Below are 19,430 nucleotides of genomic sequence, written 5' to 3'. Positions count from 1 at the left end.
AGAACGCGATGATCGGTTGAACGCTACCGTGCGCCCATGTGTAGCGATGCAAAATATTTTGGACTAATTTGCAAGCAATTCTGGACTCCTTTAAACCACTAAAAAGTGGCCATTTTGGACAGTCCAGAATTGTTTGCAAAAAGGAAATCAGGCGAAATTGCGAATGATTAACTCGCGTCTGCTATGAGGGTTGTTGCCTAATGAGTATTTTAGGTCAACAACGTCGATATGAAGGTTTTTGAAGATGCTCCTCATTTCTGGGATATCATTAACTGAAATAACCATTCTTCCTGTTATCGAATGAGCCAGGCTATCAATGATGCTGTATTGCTCCAGGCCAAACGCCACGCCATAGCCTTGAGTCTTCCAGTAAGGTGGATCAAGGTAGAACAATGTATGTGGCCTATCATATTTTTCAATACAAGCCTGCCAACCAAGATGCTCTATGGTTGCCTGAGATAAACGCAGATGAGCCTGTTATAGCTGCTCTTCGATTCTTAGAAGGTTCAATGACTGTGATCGCACAGCGGAAGTACCAAAGTTCTGCCCGCTCACTTTGCCACCAAATGTGAGTTGTTGAAGATAGTAAAACTGGGCGGCTCGCTGTATATCGGTCAGCGTTTGTGGTGGTGTTTCTTTTAGCCAATCAAACAGCTGCCTACTGCTTAAAGCCCACTTAAACTGACGTATAAATTCCTCCAAATGGTACTTAACTGTCACTACCAATTGAAAAGTGATCCACCCTGCTAAGTAAAATAGGCTTTTTTGTTAAAATCAGTGGTTATTAATACGCCATTATGCCGAAGGCATGCGAGGCGCGAAAAGTACTTATAAACGCGCTCTGAAGCTTCTGCGCACCGATACGTGAGCGAAGCGAACTTGTGACTGGCATAGCCCCGGAAACCGCGTCAGCGCCCTGCTTGGCGTTTTTTTCGATGTAGAGATCGCGCATATGGATGCGATTATGACCACTTGTCGAACTGTCTTATAGTTTTCAAATATCCAAGATTATTTTTGTTATCTTCCTCTTAAAAGAATAGTGATTTAATTAGCAGAATGGATCAGATTTAAACCGGTGGTGACACTTAACCACCCGATAGAGGTTTATCAAATCGCCATTGATATCGTTCAGCACTTCGACTGTGGATGGTTCCTTGCTGAAAAACAGCGCCGCTCCCCCACAGAATGGTTCAACGTAGCATTTGTGCTCAGGAAAGTACGATAAGAAGACGTTTAGCCAGCCGCCGCTTTCCTCCCACCCAAGGTACGATTGGCGTACTCATTAATGCAATCCTCATGCGTTACTATAATTTTTACCGATCAATAATCAGTAATTAATCGTCAAGATAATTATTAGTTGTAACTCGTAGATACTGACTGAGGGGTAGTGGCTATAAGTAATAACACGGGAAGAGAAATATTTTAATTTAAAATCAAAATGTTAACCTGTAATAGCTAAAGAGGTAATCCAGCATTGATTAATATGTCGGCATAAATATTAAGCTGGGAGTTCCCATAAACGAGTGTATTTAACAATGATGCAAAATACGTTAGGGTAAGGCTGCAGATGAGCTGCAATGAACTGTTTTTATTATAATTAATTGAAAAATATAGATTTTTATGAAATGCCTCTATGATATCGATGGTCTAAGGGCAATAGCCATCATTTTTGTGCTGGCTTTTTATGGTGGATTGACGGTTTTTCCATCAGGTTTTATCTGTGTGGATCGCTTTGTTGAATAAATCCGAAATTTTTGACGACTTCCTCCCTATCAGGGCGATTGTTACATGATGCGGACGCTGTTTGGCATTCCTAACAACGTGATCCGGTTAAGCGCTTTGACCATTGCCATAGCCTCACCTACCTGCGCGTCATAGTCATGCAGACTCAGATGACCACCCAGAAGTATTTTAAACCGGAACATGGCCGTTTCAGCCAGTGAACGCCGGTGATAACCTACTTTCTTTTTCCAGGTATCGTTATTGCCGCTCAGATGCTGATTTGCCACCGCATGGTTACGCTCATGGTATCGAGCTGGCCAATATTGCGCACCACTTCGCGGTGGGATAAGCGGCTTTATTTTTTTCCTCAGCAGAGCATCATGACAGTAACGCGTATCGTAAGCACTGTCAGCCGACGCTTCCCTGATTTTCCGGTGGGTTTGGTTAATCAGCCCGGGCAGCGCCTGCGCATCTGTCGTACCGCTTAGCGATAAATCGGCACAGATAATTTCATGTGTCGCGCTATCTACTGCCAGATGAAGCTTGCGCCATACTCTGCGCCTCTCAGCCCCATGCTGCCTGACTTTCCATTCGCCTTCGCCGAAGATTTTCAGGCCGGTGCCATCGATGACCAGGTGTGAGATTTCGCCGCGGGTTGGCGTTTTTATGCTGATGTCGACGGTTTTTGCTCGCCGGCTGACCAGAGAGTAATCTGGGCAGCGCAGCGACAGCCCCATCAGTTTAAAAATCGAGTCAACGAAACCCTGTAACGCCCGGAGCGAAAGGTTAAACACGCGCTTTATCATCAGAACCGTGGTAATGGCCATATCGGTGTAGTGAAGCGGCCGGCCACGATGTTCAGGTGGTGTACTCTCAGTCCATGCGGCAATGGCTGACTCATCAAGCCATACTGTCAGGTCCCCCCGCTGCCTGAGCGCATTGTTATATGCGGGCCAGTTGGTGATTTTAAACTTTTGCTTTGCCATGGGGACCTGATGTTGAAACGAATGTAGTGATCATAGCCGCCAGTCACCTAAAAGTTCGATTTATTCAACAAAGCCCAAAGCCGAGTCGCCCTATAGAGAGTCATGTTTGAACGATAATGAGGACGGAAAAAATAACGATTTGGGCTTTGTTGAATAAAGCGAACTTTAGGTTGACTGGCGGCTATGATCACAACATTCGTTTCAACATCAGGTCCCCATGGCAAAGCAAAAGTTTAAAATCACCAACTGGCCCGCAGGGGACAATGCGCTCAGGCAGCGGGGGGACATGACAGTATGGCTTGATGAGTCAGCCATTGCCGCATGGACTGAGAGTACACCACCTGAACATCGTGGCCGGCCGCTTCACTACACCGATATGGCCATTACCACGGTTCTGATGATAAAGCGCGTGTTTAACCTTTCGCTCCGGGCGTTACAGGGTTTCGTTGACTCGATTTTTAAACTGATGGGGCTGTCGCTGCGCTGCCCAGATTACTCTCTGGTCAGCCGGCGAGCAAAAACCGTCGACATCAGCATAAAAACGCCAACCCGCGGCGAAATCTCACACCTGGTCATCGATGGCACCGGCCTGAAAATCTTCGGCGAAGGCGAATGGAAAGTCAGGCAGCATGGGGCTGAGAGGCGCAGAGTATGGCGCAAGCTTCATCTGGCAGTAGATAGCGCGACACATGAAATTATCTGTGCCGATTTATCGCTAAGCGGTACGACAGATGCGCAGGCGCTGCCCGGGCTGATTAACCAAACCCACCGGAAAATCAGGGAAGCGTCGGCTGACAGTGCTTACGATACGCGTTACTGTCATGATGCTCTGCTGAGGAAAAAAATAAAGCCGCTTATCCCACCGCGAAGTGGTGCGCAATATTGGCCAGCTCGATACCATGAGCGTAACCATGCGGTGGCAAATCAGCATCTGAGCGGCAATAACGATACCTGGAAAAAGAAAGTAGGTTATCACCGGCGTTCACTGGCTGAAACGGCCATGTTCCGGTTTAAAACACTTCTGGGTGGTCATCTGAGTCTGCATGACTATGACGCGCAGGTAGGTGAGGCTATGGCAATGGTTAAAGCGCTTAACCGGATCACGCTGTTAGGAATGCCAAACAGCGTCCGTATCATGTAACAATCGCCCTGATAGGGAGGAAGTCGTGGCTTTGTTGAATAAATCGAACTTTTAGGTGACTGGCGGCTATGATCACTACATTCGTTTCAACATCAGGTCCCCATGGCAAAGCAAAAGTTTAAAATTACCAACTGGCCCCCCTATAACAATGCGCTCAGGCAGCGGGGGGACCTGACAGTATGGCTTGATGAGTCAGCCATTGCTGCATGGACTGAGAGTACACCACCTGAACATCGTGGCCGGCCGCTTCACTACACCGATATGGCCATTACCACGGTTCTGATGATAAAGCGCGTGTTTAACCTTTCGCTCCGGGCGTTACAGGGTTTCGTTGACTCGATTTTTAAACTGATGGGGCTATCGCTGCGCTGCCCAGATTACTCTCTGGTCAGCCGGCGAGCAAAAACCGTCGACATCAGCATAAAAACGCCAACCCGCGGCGAAATCTCACACCTGGTCATCGATGGCACCGGCCTGAAAGTCTTCGGCGAAGGCGAATGGAAAGTCAGGCAGCATAGGGCTGAGAGGCGCAGAGTATGGCGCAAGCTTCATCTGGCAGTAGATAGCGTGACACATGAAATTATCTGTGCCGATTTATCGCTAAGCGGTACGACAGATGCGCAGGCGCTGCCCGGGCTGATTAACCAAACCCACCGGAAAATCAGGGAAGCGTCGGCTGACAGTGCTTACGATACGCGTTACTGTCATGATGCTCTGCTGAGGAAAAAAATAAAGCCGCTTATCCCACCGCGAAGTGGTGCGCAATATTGGCCAGCTCGATACCATGAGCGTAACCATGCGGTGGCAAATCAGCATCTGAGCGGCAATAACGATACCTGGAAAAAGAAAGTAGGTTATCACCGGCGTTCACTGGCTGAAACGGCCATGTTCCGGTTTAAAACACTTCTGGGTGGTCATCTGAGTCTGCATGACTATGACGCGCAGGTAGGTGAGACAATGGCAATGGTTAAAGCACTTAACCGGATCACACTGTTAGGAATGCCAAACAGCGTCCGCATCATGTAACAATCGCCCTGATAGGAAGGAAGTCGTCACAAATTTCGGATTTATTCAACAAAGCGGGAAGTCGTCACAAATTTCGGATTTATTCAACAAAGCGTGGCTGACACCGAAACACTGAATAAAGAATGCATTAATACTCTGTTTTAGAATGGCGTCAATCCGCCGGTGCTGGCTTGCGCCAAATAAACGTCATGCCTGTTTTTCTCTACCCACTCGGGAGGACATAAACATGTTATATCGTGTGATTAAATGTGAATATAGGGATAACGGTAATCGCTGTGTTTATTATCTTAATGACCGCAGTCTGGTGCAGGAGTCACGCCTCGTCCCGGTGCCCTTCAGCCTGCGTTTGGCTTTGTTGAATAAATCGAACTTTTAGGTGACTGGCGGCTCTGATCACTACATTCGTTTCAACATCAGGTCCCCATGGCAAAGCAAAAGTTTAAAATTACCAACTGGCCCGCATACAACAATGCGCTCAGGCAGCGGGGGGACCTGACAGTATGGCTTGATGAGTCAGCCATTGCTGCATGGACTGAGAGTACACCACCTGAACATCGTGGCCGGCCGCTTCACTACACCGATATGGCCATTACCACGGTTCTGATGATAAAGCGCGTGTTTAACCTTTCGCTCCGGGCGTTACAGGGTTTCGTTGACTCAATTTTTAAACTGATGGGGGGCTTTGTTGAATAAATAGAACTTTTAGGTGACTGGCGGCTATGATCACTACATTCGTTTCAACATCAGGTCCCCATGGCAAAGCAAAAGTTTAAAATTACCAACTGGCCCGCATATAACAATGCGCTCAGGCAGCGGGGGGACCTGACAGTATGGCTTGATGAGTCAGCCATTGCTGCATGGACTGAGAGTACACCACCTGAACATCGTGGCCGGCCGCTTCACTACACCGATATGGCCATTACCACGGTTCTGATGATAAAGCGCGTGTTTAACCTTTCGCTCCGGGCGTTACAGGGTTTCGTTGACTCGATTTTTAAACTGATGGGGCTGTCGCTGCGCTGCCCAGATTACTCTCTGGTCAGCCGGCGAGCAAAAACCGTCGACATCAGCATAAAAACGCCAACCCGCGGCGAAATCTCACACCTGGTCATCGATGGCACCGGCCTGAAAGTCTTCGGCGAAGGCGCATGGAAAGTCAGGCAGCATGGGGCTGAGAGGCGCAGAGTATGGCGCAAGCTTCATCTGGCAGTAGATAGCGTGACACATGAAATTATCTGTGCCGATTTATCGCTAAGCGGTACGACAGATGCGCAGGCGCTGCCCGGGCTGATTAACCAAACCCACCGGAAAATCAGGGAAGCGTCGGCTGACAGTGCTTACGATACGCGTTACTGTCATGATGCTCTGCTGAGGAAAAAAATAAAGCCGCTTATCCCACCGCGAAGTGGTGCGCAATATTGGCCAGCTCGATACTATGAGCGTAACCATGCGGTGGCAAATCAGCATCTGAGCGGCAATAACGATACCTGGAAAAAGAAAGTAGGTTATCACCGGCGTTCACTGGCTGAAACGGCCATGTTCCGGTTTAAAACACTTCTGGGTGGTCATCTGAGTCTGCATGACTATGACGCGCAGGTAGGTGAGGCAATGGCAATGGTTAAAGCACTTAACCGGATCACACTGTTAGGAATGCCAAACAGCGTCCGCATCATGTAACAATCGCCCTGATAGGGAGGAAGTCGTCACAAATTTCGGATTTATTCAACAAAGCGCCTGCGTTTTTATGACGCGCGGCAATGCATGATTTATTCAGACGCAATTCGCCAGCAAATGAAACCGGCGGTCATGCTTTATAAAAAACAGCATTGAGGAAAAATCATGAACAGACCCATGAATAACGTAATGCTCGATATCGAAACGCTGGGTAAAAAAGCCGGTTGCCCGATATTGTCGGTAGCGGCGGTGATGTTTGAGCCGGCAACAGGGCTGGTTGGACAAATATTTTACGAAAGTATCGATTATCAGGCCGCACGCCAATACGGCCAGCCAGAGGAAGAGACTCTGCTGTGGTGGTGCTGGTTCCGGTCACATCCGATCACTGATTCCGATTTCACCCGATCACTAATTCTGATTTCATCCGATCACTGATTCCGGTCGCCCGATCAGCGATTCCGATTCTGTCCGATCGCTCATCTTCTGTTCCGCCATACTCTGGAGACTTTTAGCTTCCGGGGGCATGGCATGGCACGTAAAAAGAAGAAAGCGAGAACGGAAATGTGCATCTATATTAATGTCTTACGTATGAAATTCGAGCAGCGTCGCTCGAATCGCACTATCGCAGCAGCGCTCGGCATAGGCTGTACTACCGTGCACGATATCCTCGGCCGATTCACGGTAGCTAACCTGGTCTGGCCATTGCCGGCGGAACTGTCCCCCGTCGACCTCGACCGCCTGCTCTATCCCGGCAAATCCGGAAAAGTTATCAATACCTTACCCAGCTGGCTTGATATCGATACCGAGTTAAGCCGCAAGGGCATGACCAAGCAGCTGCTCTGGATGGAATATCAGTCCGCCGTGGGCGGTGATGCCCTCGGTTACTCACAGTTTTGTGCACTGTTCCGTGACTGGAAAAAGAAGCAGCGGCGTTCCATGCGCATGGAGCACAAGGCTGGCGAAAAGCTCTTCATCGACTTCTGTGGCCCCACCGTACCTATCGTCAACCCTGCGACCGGTAGCGTACGCCAGGTCGCTATCTTCGTCGCTGCCATGGGCGTGTCAGGCTATGCGTATATCGAAGCCTGCGAAGGCCAGGACATGGCATCGTGGCTCAACGCCAATAGCCGCTGCCTGCACTTCATGGGTGGGGTTCCGGAGCTGATGATACCTGATAATCTGCGCAGCGCTGTCAGCACCCCTGACCGCTATGAGCCGGTCATAAACCAGAGCTACCAAGCGCTGGCAAATCACTATGAGACAGTGGTGCTACCGGCGCGCCCGAGAAAACCGAAAGACAAGGCGAAAGCAGAATCAACTGTGCAGCTGGTAGAACGCTGGGTTTTGGCCCGGTTGCGTAAACGTAGGTTCTACTCGCTGGCCGAACTCAACCAGGTGATACGAGAACTCAATCATGAGTTGAATCTGCGCCCGATGCGTCATTACGGCGGACAAAGTCGCCTTGAACGCTTCGAGCAGCTGGACAAACCGGCTCTTGGGCCTCTACCGCCCACACAATGGGAATACAGTGAGTATCTCGTTGCCCGAGTGGGACCTGATTACCACATAGACTACGGCAAAAACTGGTACTCGGTGCCGCATCCGCTGGTTGGCGAGCGCGTTGACGTCATCGCCACCCAACGGCTGGTGCAAATCCACCATAAGGGCGTCTGCGTGGCTACGCACCCTCGCAGCGATAATGCCTATAGGCACACGACTCAGGCGGCGCACATGCCGGCTAACCATCAGGGGCAGAGTCAGTGGACGCCGGAAAGGCTGTGCAGTTGGGCGCTGTCGGTGGGTGTGTGCACACTGAAAGTGGTCGAGTCCATCCAAAAGAGCAAAGCCCATCCGGAGCAGGCTTACCGCTCCGTGCTGGGGCTACTCAATCTGCAACGGCGCTATGAGACGACGCGACTGGAGAAGGCCTGCGCGCTGGCGTTGGAGAAAGGGTGCATTAACCGCTCTTTCATAGCCAACGTATTGAAACACGGTCGTGAAAGTGAGGTCACCCAGGACGGAGCCGGCGTATCAATGCTGGTTCACGAAAACCTCCGAGGTCCGGACAGTTATCACTAAGGAGAATAAATATGGATACACTGTTAATGGCTCTGCGAGAGCTGAAGTTGTCGGCAATGGTCCAGGCGTTGGAGACGCAACGCGAACTCCCGGGGAGTTATGGGGAGCTGGGGTTCGAGGAGCGGTTGTCGCTGATGGTAGAAGTGGAAAATTTGCATAGAAAAAACAACCACATATGCCGTATGCGACGGCAATCGCAAATGCGCTTGCAGGCAAAACCGGAAGATATCCGTTATATCCCTAGCCGAGGAGTGACACCGGAACAGATGCGAGATCTGCTAGGGGGACAATATCTGAAATATCAGAAAAGCATACTCATCACGGGGCCGACAGGTACGGGCAAAACCTGGCTCAGTTGTGCGCTTGGTGAGCAGGCATGCCGGCAGCAATATAGCGTGCGTTACTGGCGAGTGGGTCGGTTGCTGGCCCATCTTCACCAGTGTCAGGTAGACGGGACCTATCTAAAACAGCTTAAGCAGTTAGAAAAAATAGAGTTACTGATCTTGAACGACGTGGGCCTAGAATCAATAAGTCCGATGCAGGCAACGATGCTGTTGGAGGTGATGGAAGATCGCTACGACAAAAGCAGCAGCATCCTGATCAGTCAACTGCCGGTGAAAAAATGGTATGGACTGATAGAAAACCCCACGACAGCTGACGCGTTACTCGATCGGTTAGTACACCCCAGCTATAGACTGGAACTTAAAGGCGAATCACTACGCAAAGAGCAAGGAGTAGCCAGCACAGGAAAAATAGACTAAACCCGAGTCAGAAGATGAGCGAACACGTGATCGAATATCACTGGAATGGGTGATCGGAAAATATCGGAATAACTGATCGGATGTCGCCGGAACAGCTGATCGGATACGTCGGAATCTGCACTGCCCGCGTTTTGTTCTGCGCGGCATAGCGCCGAATAAGCGCACGCTGGTAAAATGCCACGCGGCAGCTATGAATGATAAACGCAAAAAAGGCGGTGGGAAGAGCCTGTTTAGAAATTTGTGTATTTGCCTGATTTTGATATGTTCAATCCAACATCAAAAACAGGTTAATTTATGGACGAAAAACAGTTGCAGGCTCTGGCTAACGAACTGGCCAAAAATCTCAAAACCCCTGAAGATCTCAGTCACTTCGATCGGCTGCTGAAAAAAATCAGCGTCGAAGCAGCTCTCAATGCCGAAATGACCCAGCACCTCGGCTACGATAAAAATCAGCCTAAACCGGGGACCAACGCCCGCAACGGCTATTCCACAAAAACCGTTACCACTGGCGATGGCCCGCTGGCGCTGCGTACTCCGCGCGATCGTGACGGTTCCTTTGAACCGCAACTGGTGAAGAAGAACCAGACCCGGATTACCGGGATGGATAACCAGATTTTATCGTTGTACGCCAAAGGGATGACCACCCGCGAGATCGCCGCCGCGTTCAAAGAGCTGTATGACGCCGATGTCTCGCCGGCGCTGGTCTCAAAGGTCACCGATGCGGTCATGGAGCAGGTTGTCGAATGGCAAAACCGGCCTCTGGATGCAGTCTATCCCATTGTTTATCTTGACTGTATCGTTCTAAAAGTCCGGCAGGACAGCCGCATCATCAACAAATCTGTGTTCCTGGCGCTGGGCATCAACATCGAAGGCCAGAAAGAGTTGCTAGGTATGTGGCTGGCCGAAAATGAAGGCGCAAAGTTCTGGCTGAACGTGCTGACAGAGCTGAAAAACCGCGGCCTGAACGATATCCTTATCGCCTGCGTAGACGGGCTGAAAGGTTTCCCTGACGCTATTAACGCGGTGTATCCGGAGGCGCGGCTCCAGCTGTGTATCGTACATATGGTGCGCAACAGCCTGCGGTTCGTCTCCTGGAAGGACTACAAGGCCGTCACCCGCGACCTGAAAGCTATCTATCAGGCCCCTACGGAAGAAGCCGGCTTGCAGGCGCTGGAAGCGTTCTCCAGTGCCTGGGACATCCGCTACCCGCAAATAAGTCGAAGCTGGCAGGCAAACTGGGCCAATCTGGCCACGTTCTTTGCCTACCCAACGGACATCCGCAAGGTGATCTACACGACCAACGCCATCGAGTCGTTAAACAGCGTGATCCGGCATGCCATCAAAAAGCGCAAGGTGTTCCCGACCGACGACGCAGTGAAAAAGGTGGTGTGGCTGGCGATACAGGCGGCCTCACAGAAATGGACAATGCCTTTGAGGGACTGGCGCATAGCAATGAGCCGCTTTATTATCGAGTTCGGTGACCGCCTGGACGATCACTTCTGAGAAAAGGCATTTACACAGAATCGTGTACAGGGTCGGTGGGAATGGCCCAGACGGCAAAATGCAGCGGCTCGATAATATAACCGTTTTGCTCCATAAATCCTTTCATCAATAAGATCGAGCCGATGGCGATAAATATGTCTTCGCCGAAGAATACGCCGATATTATCTACCGCCGCACAGTGCGCACGGATTTTTTCACGCTCCGCCTGGGGTAAATCCCCCAACCGTTTACGCGCGCCCCTTCGGCCATGGGGGCTATCAGTAGCCGCACCATTTGTGCATGGCCGCCGAGCGCGGTCAAGCCCCGCGCGGCGGTTAACTGCCGCATCAGCATATAGAGAATCAGAATGCGCGACAGCGACGCGGAGTGGATGCGCGTCACCAGGCACTGCGCCTGCTCGCGCAGTCCGTTGCGCTCCAGCAGCCCGATGACCGGCAGCGCCAGCCAGATAAGCGCCATATAACGATTTTGCACATAGGCGGTACCAAAATCGCTTATTACCGCAGGCAAATCCAGGCCGCTGGTCAGCCCGGTGATAAAGCCCGCAAGCGTTACGACCACCAGAGGATTGAAACGTAGCGCAAAGCCGAAAATAACGATAACGATGCCTATTAAAGGCCACATAATGATACCCCAAAAAATGATGAGAATGGCCTTCACCCGAGTGATTGAAGGCTTAAGGAATAGCCTTCCGCTGGCCAGCCCGAACAATGGGTAAACCTCTTTCTAAGCTATTTCCAAAGAATTTGGAATATTTAATTATCGATCCTTTTTTAACAGAATAAAAAGTACGCACCCGCGACGGCGCATAATCGGCCTGACGAGAAGCGAAGCGGGGAATTATCATCGCTGTGCGTAAGGGATTACCGCACGCGCGCAAGATAGCTACGGCGTTAATTATCTGCTATGCAAAGAAGTCGGCCGGCATAAATATCTTTACCGCTGGTTTTTTATGCTGTTTTATTACCGTATGGCGCGGCAAATTGCCTTTTTTTTGCAGGCTTTCCGACCAGACCTTTTTGCCGGCTAACGCGATCTCTTCTGTTTGACAACGCTCTTCGCCACCCTCAACGCTGTCCCTGTCGCGCCGGTCGCCGCCTTAGACGCGTTTTCATGCCCGATGAGGGATGCCGCCGCCGCTCGTCATTAAGGCTTAGCCGGCGCTATTTTGCAGCGCGAGGCGGCGGCGCGGGCGGATAAAGTCAGTAAGCGTGATTTTATGTCAGCCGATGTAAAACTGACGGCGCAGGGCCTATTTTTCCCCTTAAAAGCGCCCATCTCGTGGCATTTTCGGCTATATTTACACTGTCTCAATGGAGTTGGTTTTGTTACAGTGTGGATGATTTTTTTACACTTCAGCCGGTTCGCCAGCCGCCGTTTCGCGCGCGGTTTTTCTCTCGCTTCAGACGCAGGGACGGGTTTCGCCGGCGCGGATAGAGCAGCGTTTTCCTTGCCGTTCGCGGTTGATAGGCGCGTAAGCGTGCGTTCCGAAGCCAACGCCGCGGGTTCGCTTCCTCTGTTCCGGTTCGGCGGCGGGCAGTAGATGACATGCCGTCAATGGTTAAGAATACACAATGGATATCTTTAAGGAACTGTTGCACGCCATCTGGCAACAGGATTTTGAAACACTTTCCGATCCCAGCCTGGTTTGGACCATTTATTTGCTGGTGTTTGTCATCCTTTTTTTGGAGAACGGCCTACTGCCCGCCGCCTTTTTACCCGGCGACAGTTTATTGATATTAATCGGCGTGCTGATTGCAAAAGGGACGCTGAATTTTCCTCTCGTGCTGCTGCTTCTGACCGTCGCCGCCAGCTTGGGCAGTTGGATTAGTTACATACAGGGGAAATGGCTGGAAAATAACCGGCTGGTGAAGAGCTGGCTGGCGCATCTTCCAGCGCACTATCATCAGCGGGCCTACCGGATGTTTCATCGCCATGGGCTTTCGGCTTTGCTTATCGGCCGGTTCGTCGCGTTTGTGCGAACGCTGCTGCCGACTATCGCCGGTTTGTCCGGCCTAGGCAGTTCGCGTTTTCATTTTTTTAATTGGATCAGCGCCTTTCTATGGGTGTTTATCTTAACGCTCGTCGGGTTCATCCTCGGGAAAACGCCGGTGTTTCAGCGCTATGAAGAGGAATTGATGCTGTGCCTGATGCTGCTGCCGCTGGCGCTGTTGACTATCGGGCTGGTGAGTTCGCTGGTGGTCATCTGGCGCCGTAAACGGCTTACCGATTCGGATAAAGAATGATGAAAGTGTCAGGTTGTTTTGGCCTTATGAAACGCTCCCGCCTCGGTTTGCTGGCGGTGGTGGTGGTGGTGTCGCTGACGCTGTTATTGCCGACGCTGTGCCGCGACGACAGCACGCTGCAAATCACCGTTGCCCGCGAACGCGGTTCGCTGCCGGACGGTTTTTTTCTCTATCAGTTGCTTGAGGATCGCGGTATCCACGTGAAAAGCATTACCCCCGCCAAGGACAGTATGATTATTCATCTGGACACCCCGGAACAAGCGCAGGCGGCGCAATTGGTGCTGCAAAGTCACCTGCCCGAGGGCTATGCGATACTGAAAAGCCGCCGCTACAGCGCCTGGCAGTGGCTATACCGTCCTGCCGCCGATGAGGAGCGTCTGGGTTAACCCCGCCGCTTCGGCGTGCCGTCCTTGCCAAGCAGGCGTGCTCGCCGACCCACTGCCCACTGCCGCCGTCAGGCGGCCTTGTCTTTAACCGGATTAACCCTAAGAAATTGTTACCACATTTTTGCGGTTTAGCGGATCCGGGGCTACGCTTACCTTAAGCGCTAAACATCAGAAGCCCTTCTGGCTTTTAGCATGACGACCCGGATTCAACGCACCCGGTGCAATGACCTCTCACCCCGCGGTACGCCGCTACAGGCCGCGCTTCATGCCTGGCTCATGACGCCGGGAGGTTTCATCGGCGCTATCAGCGCCGGCGGGCAACACGGCTCAGGGCGTAGCAGGGTTAAAAATAATTAATGGTTGGTCGGGTGGACGCGGGCTTTTTTTCACCCCCGCCCCCGATGCCAAAGCCTTGAAGGAGTCTAACCATGGTCAAAGATGCCACTTCTGAACATTTACGTGCGGAATTGAAATCACTGGCGGATACGCTGGAAGAAGTGTTGCGTGGTTCCGCGCAAAAACCCAAAGCCGAGTTTGAAAAACTGCGTACTAAAGCGGAGCGCGCGCTCAAGGATACCCGCAGCCGTCTTGGCGATGGCAGCGAGCGTCTGGAGGAGCAAACCCGTGTGGTGGCCAGTAAGGCAGATGAATACGTACACGAATATCCTTGGGCGGGCATTGGCGTTGGCGCCGTGGTCGGCTTTATCCTCGGTGCACTTATTACACGGCGCTAATCATTATGATCGAACAGCAAAACCAGGGCCCTGGTAATGGCTTATTCAATATCGCCCAGCGAATCCTTACTATTGTCGTCGGTATGGTAGAGACCCGACTGCGCCTGACCGTAGTGGAGCTGGAGGAGGAAAAATTCAATATCATCCAGATGCTGATGATGGCCGGTATCACGCTGCTGTTTGCCGCGTTTGGTCTGATGAGTCTGCTGGTACTGGTGGTCCTGGCCATCGATCCGCAATACCGCCTGACGGCGATCGCCTCCACGACCGGCATACTGCTGCTGGCGATCGTCGGCGCGGTGGTGACCTTAGCTAAAGCGCGGAAATCCTCGTTACTTGGCGCAACGCGCGAGGAGTTGCAGGTGGATCGTAACATTCTTGAAAAGCTTCAGGATGAAATTAAAAACGAAGAAGCCGAACGCAAGCACGAGGAAGAGGTAAAAAGTAAGCAGCGCGACAGGATTGCGGAGGCAAAATGAGCGAACCCAAGCCGAAACACGCCAAAAAGCTGCTGTTGCTGCACCAAATCCAGCAACAGCGCCAGGCGCTGGGCGTGCAAAGCCGCCGGTGGCAGCTCGTCACCGCCCCTTGGGATCGGCGCTGGATGCGTCTGTTAAGTTTCCGCCGCTATCTGATTGCGGGCACCAGTCTATTGGCGCTGTACAACGTTTGTCACCCCAGCCGACTTATGCGCTGGGCGAAACGAGGCATTGGCATCTTGGGCGCGGTCAAAATGGTGCGTAAGGCGCTGGAAACCCGCTAGCCTTCACCCGAATCGAGGGGCGTGCTGGTTCCGGTCACATCCGATCACTGATTCCGATTTCACCCGATCACTAATTCTGATTTCATCCGATCACTGATTCCGGTCGCCCGATCAGCGATTCCGATTCTGTCCGATCGCTCATCTTCTATTCCGCCATACTCTGGAGACTTTTAGCTTCCGGGGGCATGGCACGTAAAAAGAAGAAAGCGAGAACGGAAATGTACATATATATTAATGTCTTACGTATGAAATTCGAGCAGCGTCGCTCGAATCGCACTATCGCAGCAGCGCTCGGCATAGGCTGTACTACTGTGCACGATATCCTCGGCCGATTCACGGTAGCTAACCTGGTCTGGCCATTGCCGGCGGAACTGTCCCCCGTCGACCTCGACCGCCTGCTCTATCCCGGCAAATCCGGAAAAGTTATCAATACCTTACCCAGCTGGCTTAATATCGATACCGAGCTAAGCCGCAAGGGCATGACCAAGCAGCTGCTCTGGATGGAATATCAGTCCGCCGTGGGCGGTGATGCCCTCGGTTACTCACAGTTTTGTGCACTGTTCCGTGACTGGAAAAAGAAGCAGCGGCGTTCCATGCGCATGGAGCACAAGGCTGGCGAAAAGCTCTTCATCGACTTCTGTGGCCCCACCGTACCTATCGTCAACCCTGCGACCGGTAGCGTACGCCAGGTCGCTATCTTCGTCGCTGCCATGAGCGTGTCAGGCTATGCGTATATCGAAGCCTGCGAAGGCCAGGACATGGCATCGTGGCTCAACGCCAATAGCCGCTGCCTCCACTTCATGGGTGGGGTTCCGGAGCTGATGATACCTGATAATCTGCGCAGCGCTGTCAGCACCCCTGACCGCTATGAGCCGGTCATAAACCAGAGCTACCAGGCGCTGGCAAATCACTATGAGACAGTGGTGCTACCGGCGACCCTGTACACGATTCTGTGTAAATGCCTTTTCTCAGAAGTGACCGTCCAGGCGGTCACCGAACTCGATAATAAAGCGGCTCATTGCCATGCGCCAGTCCCTCAAAGGCATTGTCCATTTCTGTGAGGCCGCCTGTATCGCCAGCCACACCACCTTTTTCACTGCGTCGTCGGTCGGGAACACCTTGCGCTTTTTGATAGCATGCCGGATCACGCTGTTTAACGACTCGATGGCGTTGGTCGTGTAGATCACCTTGCGGATGTCCGTTGGGTAGGCAAAGAACGTGGCCAGATTGGCCCAGTTTGCCTGCCAGCTTCGACTTATTTGCGGGTAGCGGATGTCCCAGGCACTGGAAAACGCTTCCAGCGCCTGCAAGCCGGCTTCTTCCGTAGGGGCCTGATAGATAACTTTCAGGTCGCGGGTGACGGCCTTGTAGTCCTTCCAGGAGACGAACCGCAGGCTGTTGCGCACCATATGCACGATACACAGCTGGAGCTGCGCCTCCGGATACACCGCGTTAATAGCGTCAGGGAAACCTTTCAGCCCGTCTACGCAGGCGATAAGGATATCGTTCAGGCCGCGGTTTTTCAGCTCTGTCAGCACGTTCAGCCAGAACTTTGCGCCTTCATTGTTCGGCCAGCCACATACCTAGCAACTCTTTCTGGCCTTCGATGTTGATGCCCAGCGCCAGGAACACAGATTTGTTGATGATGCGGCTGTCCTGCCGGACTTTTAGAACGATACAGTCAAGATAAACAATGGGATAGACTGCATTCAGAGGCCGGTTTTGCCATTCGACAACCTGCTCCATGACCGCATCGGTGACCTTTGAGACCAGCACCGGCGAGACATCGGCGTCATACAGCTCTTTGAACGCGGCGGCGATCTCGCGGGTGGTCATCCCTTTGGCGTACAACGATAAAATCTGGTTATCCATCCCGGTAATCCGGGCCTGGTTCTTCTTCACCAGTTGCGGTTCAAAGGAAGCGTCACGATCGCGCGGAGTACGCAGCGCCAGCGGGCCATCGCCAGTGGTAACGGTTTTTGTGGAATAGCCGTTGCGGGCGTTGGTCCCCGGTTTAGGCTGATTTTTATCGTAGCCGAGGTGATGGGTCATTTCGGCATTGAGAGCTGCTTCGACGCTGATTTTTTTCAGCAGCCGATCGAAGTGACTGAGATCTTCAGGGGTTTTGAGATTTTTGGCCAGTTCGTTAGCCAGAGCCTGCAACTGTTTTTCGTCCATAAATTAACCTGTTTTTGATGTTGGATTGAACATATCAAAATCAGGCAAATACACAAATTTCTAAACAGGCTCGATCGGATACGTTGGAATCTGCAGGGCGCGTATAATCAACACCGCCCGGCAATTAAAGGCGGGTTAACTCGCCTTTAATTGCTCAAGCAGCCGCGCTGACGTCGCCGCGGACGACGCTGGATTCTGGCCGGTTATCAGCAGTCCATCGCTGACGACGTAAGACGCCCAATCTTCCACCTTGGCATACAGGCCGCCCAAAGCCTTCAGCTCATCTTCGACCAGAAACGGCACGACCTCAATCAATCCGACGCCGGCTTCCTCAGAATTGCTAAAGCCCGTGACATGCTTGCCCTCCACCAGCGGCCTCCCCGCCGGGGTCTTAACGTGACGCAGCACGCCCGGTGCGTGGCAAACTAAAGCTATTGGTTTGCCGGCGGCCAGGAAGGCGGCAATCAGCGCGATAGAATGCCTGTCTTCGGGCAAATCCCACAGCGGGCCATGGCCCCCTGGGTAAAACACCGTGTCGTAATCGGCCTCCGCTACGTTGTCCAGGCGCACGGTAGCGGACAATTGCGCCATCGCCCCGGCATCGGCCTCGAAACGGCGGGTCTCCCCGGTCTGGAAAGCCGGCTCGTTGCTTTTGGGATCGAGCGGCGGCTGGCCGCCGTTAGGCGAGGCCAACACGATCTCGGCGCCGGCATCCTTGAAGGCGTAATACGGCGCGGCCAATTCTTCCAGCCAGAAGCCGGTTTTACGGCCGGTATCACCGAGCCGGTCGTGCGAGGTCAGAACCATTAATACTTTCATTCTCTTTCTCCAGATGGCGTGAACGTTACTATTAGACCGGTCGTATTGAAACGAAAGATAAAAAAACACTTCGGTGAAAGTGCGTTTATCTGTTTCCCTCCGGTCAGAGGGTCAGATGCAAAATATGACGCGTGGTTGCCATGGCCGTGACAAAGGGCTGGGTATCACGGGCTATCTTGACCATGACGCTGGCACCTAGCCACAATTGGTAGAGGCTTTGCGCAACTTCCGTAGGTGAACCCTCGATGGTTAGCGACCCTTCCGCCACGCCGTCTTCAATGGCGCGCGCCAGTCGACGGGTGATGCCAGAGGTCCCGCGCGCTAGCGCCAGCCGCATCGCCTCGGACAGATCGGCTACCTCCGCGCCCAACTTGACTGCCAGACACTTGCCCTGGCAATCGTGAAAAGACTGCGTGTCCTGCCAGTTCTGCCAATACGCCATCAGACGCTGCGCCATGTTCTGGTCGGGTGCGCTCAGCGTGGCGTCAAGATAAGCGAGATAGTCCGCGAAATAACGCTCCAGCAGCGCCTCGCCAAACGCCTCTTTTGAACCGAAGTAATGGTAAAACGACCCCTTCGGCACGCGGGCAGCAGCCAGAATTTCATTAAGCCCAACAGCGGAAAAACCCTTGCCGGCCATGATCCGCTGACCGTGCGCCAGAATGCTGTCCCGAACGGGGTTGGTTTCGGTGTTTGTCGCCATGTTCATGCTTTGAAGGTAGCATCGATTGGACCGGTCGTCTAGAAGCATTTTCATCGCCCCCTATTATTCAATTTTTCTGATCAACCCTGACAATTTTACTCGCTATCACCGGCCACAGCTGCGCATTACACTGCCTGCATCCGGTGTCCTCCCGCCGTACTCATCCGCGGGGCGCATCTTATAGAAGCCTTAGCCGTGCATTGCGCCAGCAGACACAAACCAAGAGAGAATCATGAAAAAATTAGATGATAGCGCCTTGCTGGTGGCACGTGTATTGATGCCTATACTGTTTATTGTGGCCGGCTACGGCAAACTGGGCGCCGGTTATGCCGGTACCCAGCAGTACATGGCGGCGATGGGCGTGCCGGGCTTTTTATTGCCGTTGACCATTTTGCTTGAAGTCGGCGGCGGTCTGGCGGTTCTGTTCGGCTTATTGACCCGCAGCGTGGCGCTTATCACCGTGGTATTTACGCTGTTGACGGCGTTTATTTTCCATGCGGATTTTACCCAGGCGGGTAACCAGATCAATTTCATGAAAAATCTGACCATCGCCGGCGGTTATCTGCTGCTGGCGGTGAGCAGCCCTGGCGCCTTCAGCATTGATCGTCTGCTGGCTAAAAAAGGGTAACCGCGGCCACCCCCTAACCCGCCGGCCCAAGCGGGTCAGGGGCGTAAGCGGGTAAAAAAACCGACATCCCGCTCTTTCCGC

At 52.4% G+C, this 19,430-nt stretch carries 16 protein-coding genes and 7 pseudogenes; 16 read left to right on the top strand and 7 right to left on the bottom strand.

Annotated features, from left to right (window positions below; translation table 11 throughout):
- Window positions 1-147 precede the first annotated feature (147 nt).
- The 3 genes and pseudogenes from SOPEG_RS29020 to SOPEG_RS01080 form a co-directional block, all read right to left on the bottom strand.
- Window positions 148-714 (bottom strand): annotated as a pseudogene (locus tag SOPEG_RS29020) (DNA adenine methylase); the annotation flags it as partial.
- 334 nt (window positions 715-1,048) lie between these two features.
- Window positions 1,049-1,225 (bottom strand): annotated as a pseudogene (locus SOPEG_RS23765) (DNA adenine methylase); the annotation flags it as partial.
- A gap of 559 nt (window positions 1,226-1,784) precedes the next feature.
- Window positions 1,785-2,708, bottom strand: a complete 924-nt coding sequence (locus SOPEG_RS01080) for an IS5-like element ISSoEn1 family transposase (RefSeq protein WP_025243834.1) — start codon at window positions 2,706-2,708, stop codon at window positions 1,785-1,787.
- Window positions 2,709-2,925: 217 nt separating this feature from the next.
- Here SOPEG_RS01080 and SOPEG_RS01075 point away from each other — a divergent pair, with 217 nt between their 5' ends.
- The 8 genes and pseudogenes from SOPEG_RS01075 to SOPEG_RS01040 all read left to right on the top strand — a co-directional run bounded on the left by SOPEG_RS01075 (window position 2,926) and on the right by SOPEG_RS01040 (window position 10,892).
- Window positions 2,926-3,849 (top strand): IS5-like element ISSoEn1 family transposase, encoded by a 924-nt coding sequence (locus SOPEG_RS01075; RefSeq protein ID WP_025243986.1) that lies wholly within the window; start codon window positions 2,926-2,928, stop codon window positions 3,847-3,849.
- Between the two features lie 102 nt (window positions 3,850-3,951).
- Complete coding sequence (locus SOPEG_RS01070) at window positions 3,952-4,875, top strand: IS5 family transposase (protein ID WP_025243985.1); 924 nt, start codon at window positions 3,952-3,954, stop codon at window positions 4,873-4,875.
- Between the two features lie 423 nt (window positions 4,876-5,298).
- Window positions 5,299-5,553: pseudogene (locus tag SOPEG_RS01065) on the top strand (transposase); the annotation flags it as partial.
- Window positions 5,554-5,628: 75 nt separating this feature from the next.
- Complete coding sequence (locus tag SOPEG_RS01060; protein ID WP_025243983.1) at window positions 5,629-6,552, top strand: IS5 family transposase; 924 nt, start codon at window positions 5,629-5,631, stop codon at window positions 6,550-6,552.
- A 162-nt stretch (window positions 6,553-6,714) separates the two neighbouring features.
- Window positions 6,715-6,984 carry a 3'-5' exonuclease gene (locus SOPEG_RS01055; RefSeq protein WP_081742891.1) on the top strand — a complete coding sequence of 90 codons (270 nt, stop codon included), beginning with the start codon at window positions 6,715-6,717 and terminating at the stop codon, window positions 6,982-6,984.
- Between the two features lie 93 nt (window positions 6,985-7,077).
- A complete protein-coding gene (gene istA / locus SOPEG_RS01050; RefSeq protein WP_081742890.1) occupies window positions 7,078-8,628 on the top strand; it encodes an IS21-like element ISSoEn3 family transposase in 1,551 nt (516 codons plus the stop codon).
- Between the two features lie 11 nt (window positions 8,629-8,639).
- The gene (gene istB, locus SOPEG_RS01045; RefSeq protein ID WP_025243980.1) at window positions 8,640-9,389 is read left to right on the top strand and encodes an IS21-like element ISSoEn3 family helper ATPase IstB; all 750 of its coding nucleotides are present in this window, start codon (window positions 8,640-8,642) and stop codon (window positions 9,387-9,389) included.
- A 294-nt stretch (window positions 9,390-9,683) separates the two neighbouring features.
- On the top strand, window positions 9,684-10,892 hold the full coding sequence (locus SOPEG_RS01040) for an IS256-like element ISSoEn2 family transposase (RefSeq protein WP_025243979.1): 1,209 nt from the start codon (window positions 9,684-9,686) through the stop codon (window positions 10,890-10,892).
- A 10-nt stretch (window positions 10,893-10,902) separates the two neighbouring features.
- Here the strand turns inward: SOPEG_RS01040 and SOPEG_RS25820 are convergent.
- A pseudogene (locus SOPEG_RS25820) lies at window positions 10,903-11,516 on the bottom strand (DUF969 domain-containing protein).
- 544 nt (window positions 11,517-12,060) lie between these two features.
- Here SOPEG_RS25820 and SOPEG_RS01030 point away from each other — a divergent pair.
- The 7 genes and pseudogenes from SOPEG_RS01030 to istA (SOPEG_RS25815) form a co-directional block, all read left to right on the top strand.
- The gene (locus tag SOPEG_RS01030; RefSeq protein WP_025243978.1) at window positions 12,061-12,435 is read left to right on the top strand and encodes a hypothetical protein; all 375 of its coding nucleotides are present in this window, start codon (window positions 12,061-12,063) and stop codon (window positions 12,433-12,435) included.
- A gap of 31 nt (window positions 12,436-12,466) precedes the next feature.
- A complete protein-coding gene (locus SOPEG_RS01025) occupies window positions 12,467-13,138 on the top strand; it encodes a DedA family protein (protein ID WP_025243977.1) in 672 nt (223 codons plus the stop codon).
- 26 nt (window positions 13,139-13,164) lie between these two features.
- Window positions 13,165-13,524, top strand: a complete 360-nt coding sequence (mzrA, locus tag SOPEG_RS01020; protein ID WP_158382309.1) for an EnvZ/OmpR regulon moderator MzrA — start codon at window positions 13,165-13,167, stop codon at window positions 13,522-13,524.
- Window positions 13,525-13,952: 428 nt separating this feature from the next.
- On the top strand, window positions 13,953-14,258 hold the full coding sequence (locus SOPEG_RS01015) for an ElaB/YgaM/YqjD family protein (protein WP_025243975.1): 306 nt from the start codon (window positions 13,953-13,955) through the stop codon (window positions 14,256-14,258).
- A 5-nt stretch (window positions 14,259-14,263) separates the two neighbouring features.
- Window positions 14,264-14,644 (top strand): annotated as a pseudogene (locus SOPEG_RS01010) (phage holin family protein); the annotation flags it as partial.
- A gap of 89 nt (window positions 14,645-14,733) precedes the next feature.
- A complete protein-coding gene (locus SOPEG_RS01005; RefSeq protein WP_025243973.1) occupies window positions 14,734-15,021 on the top strand; it encodes a YqjK-like family protein in 288 nt (95 codons plus the stop codon).
- 185 nt (window positions 15,022-15,206) lie between these two features.
- Window positions 15,207-15,956, top strand: a pseudogene (gene istA / locus SOPEG_RS25815) (IS21 family transposase); the annotation flags it as partial.
- Between the two features lie 33 nt (window positions 15,957-15,989).
- Here istA (SOPEG_RS25815) and SOPEG_RS23755 read toward each other — a convergent pair.
- The 3 genes and pseudogenes from SOPEG_RS23755 to SOPEG_RS00985 form a co-directional block, all read right to left on the bottom strand.
- A pseudogene (locus SOPEG_RS23755) lies at window positions 15,990-17,199 on the bottom strand (IS256 family transposase).
- 135 nt (window positions 17,200-17,334) lie between these two features.
- Window positions 17,335-18,018 carry a type 1 glutamine amidotransferase domain-containing protein gene (locus tag SOPEG_RS00990; protein WP_025243969.1) on the bottom strand — a complete coding sequence of 228 codons (684 nt, stop codon included), beginning with the start codon at window positions 18,016-18,018 and terminating at the stop codon, window positions 17,335-17,337.
- Window positions 18,019-18,121: 103 nt separating this feature from the next.
- Entirely contained in the window at window positions 18,122-18,727 is a 606-nt protein-coding gene (locus SOPEG_RS00985; RefSeq protein WP_025243968.1) for a TetR/AcrR family transcriptional regulator, read from the bottom strand.
- Between the two features lie 226 nt (window positions 18,728-18,953).
- Here SOPEG_RS00985 and SOPEG_RS00980 point away from each other — a divergent pair, with 226 nt between their 5' ends.
- The gene (locus SOPEG_RS00980) at window positions 18,954-19,349 is read left to right on the top strand and encodes a DoxX family protein (protein ID WP_025243967.1); all 396 of its coding nucleotides are present in this window, start codon (window positions 18,954-18,956) and stop codon (window positions 19,347-19,349) included.
- The last annotated feature ends 81 nt before the right edge of the window (window positions 19,350-19,430 follow it).

Source organism: Candidatus Sodalis pierantonius str. SOPE, assembly GCF_000517405.1.
GTDB lineage: Bacteria > Pseudomonadota > Gammaproteobacteria > Enterobacterales > Enterobacteriaceae > Sodalis_C > Sodalis_C pierantonii.
This window is presented reverse-complemented; position numbering and strand designations above follow the sequence as displayed.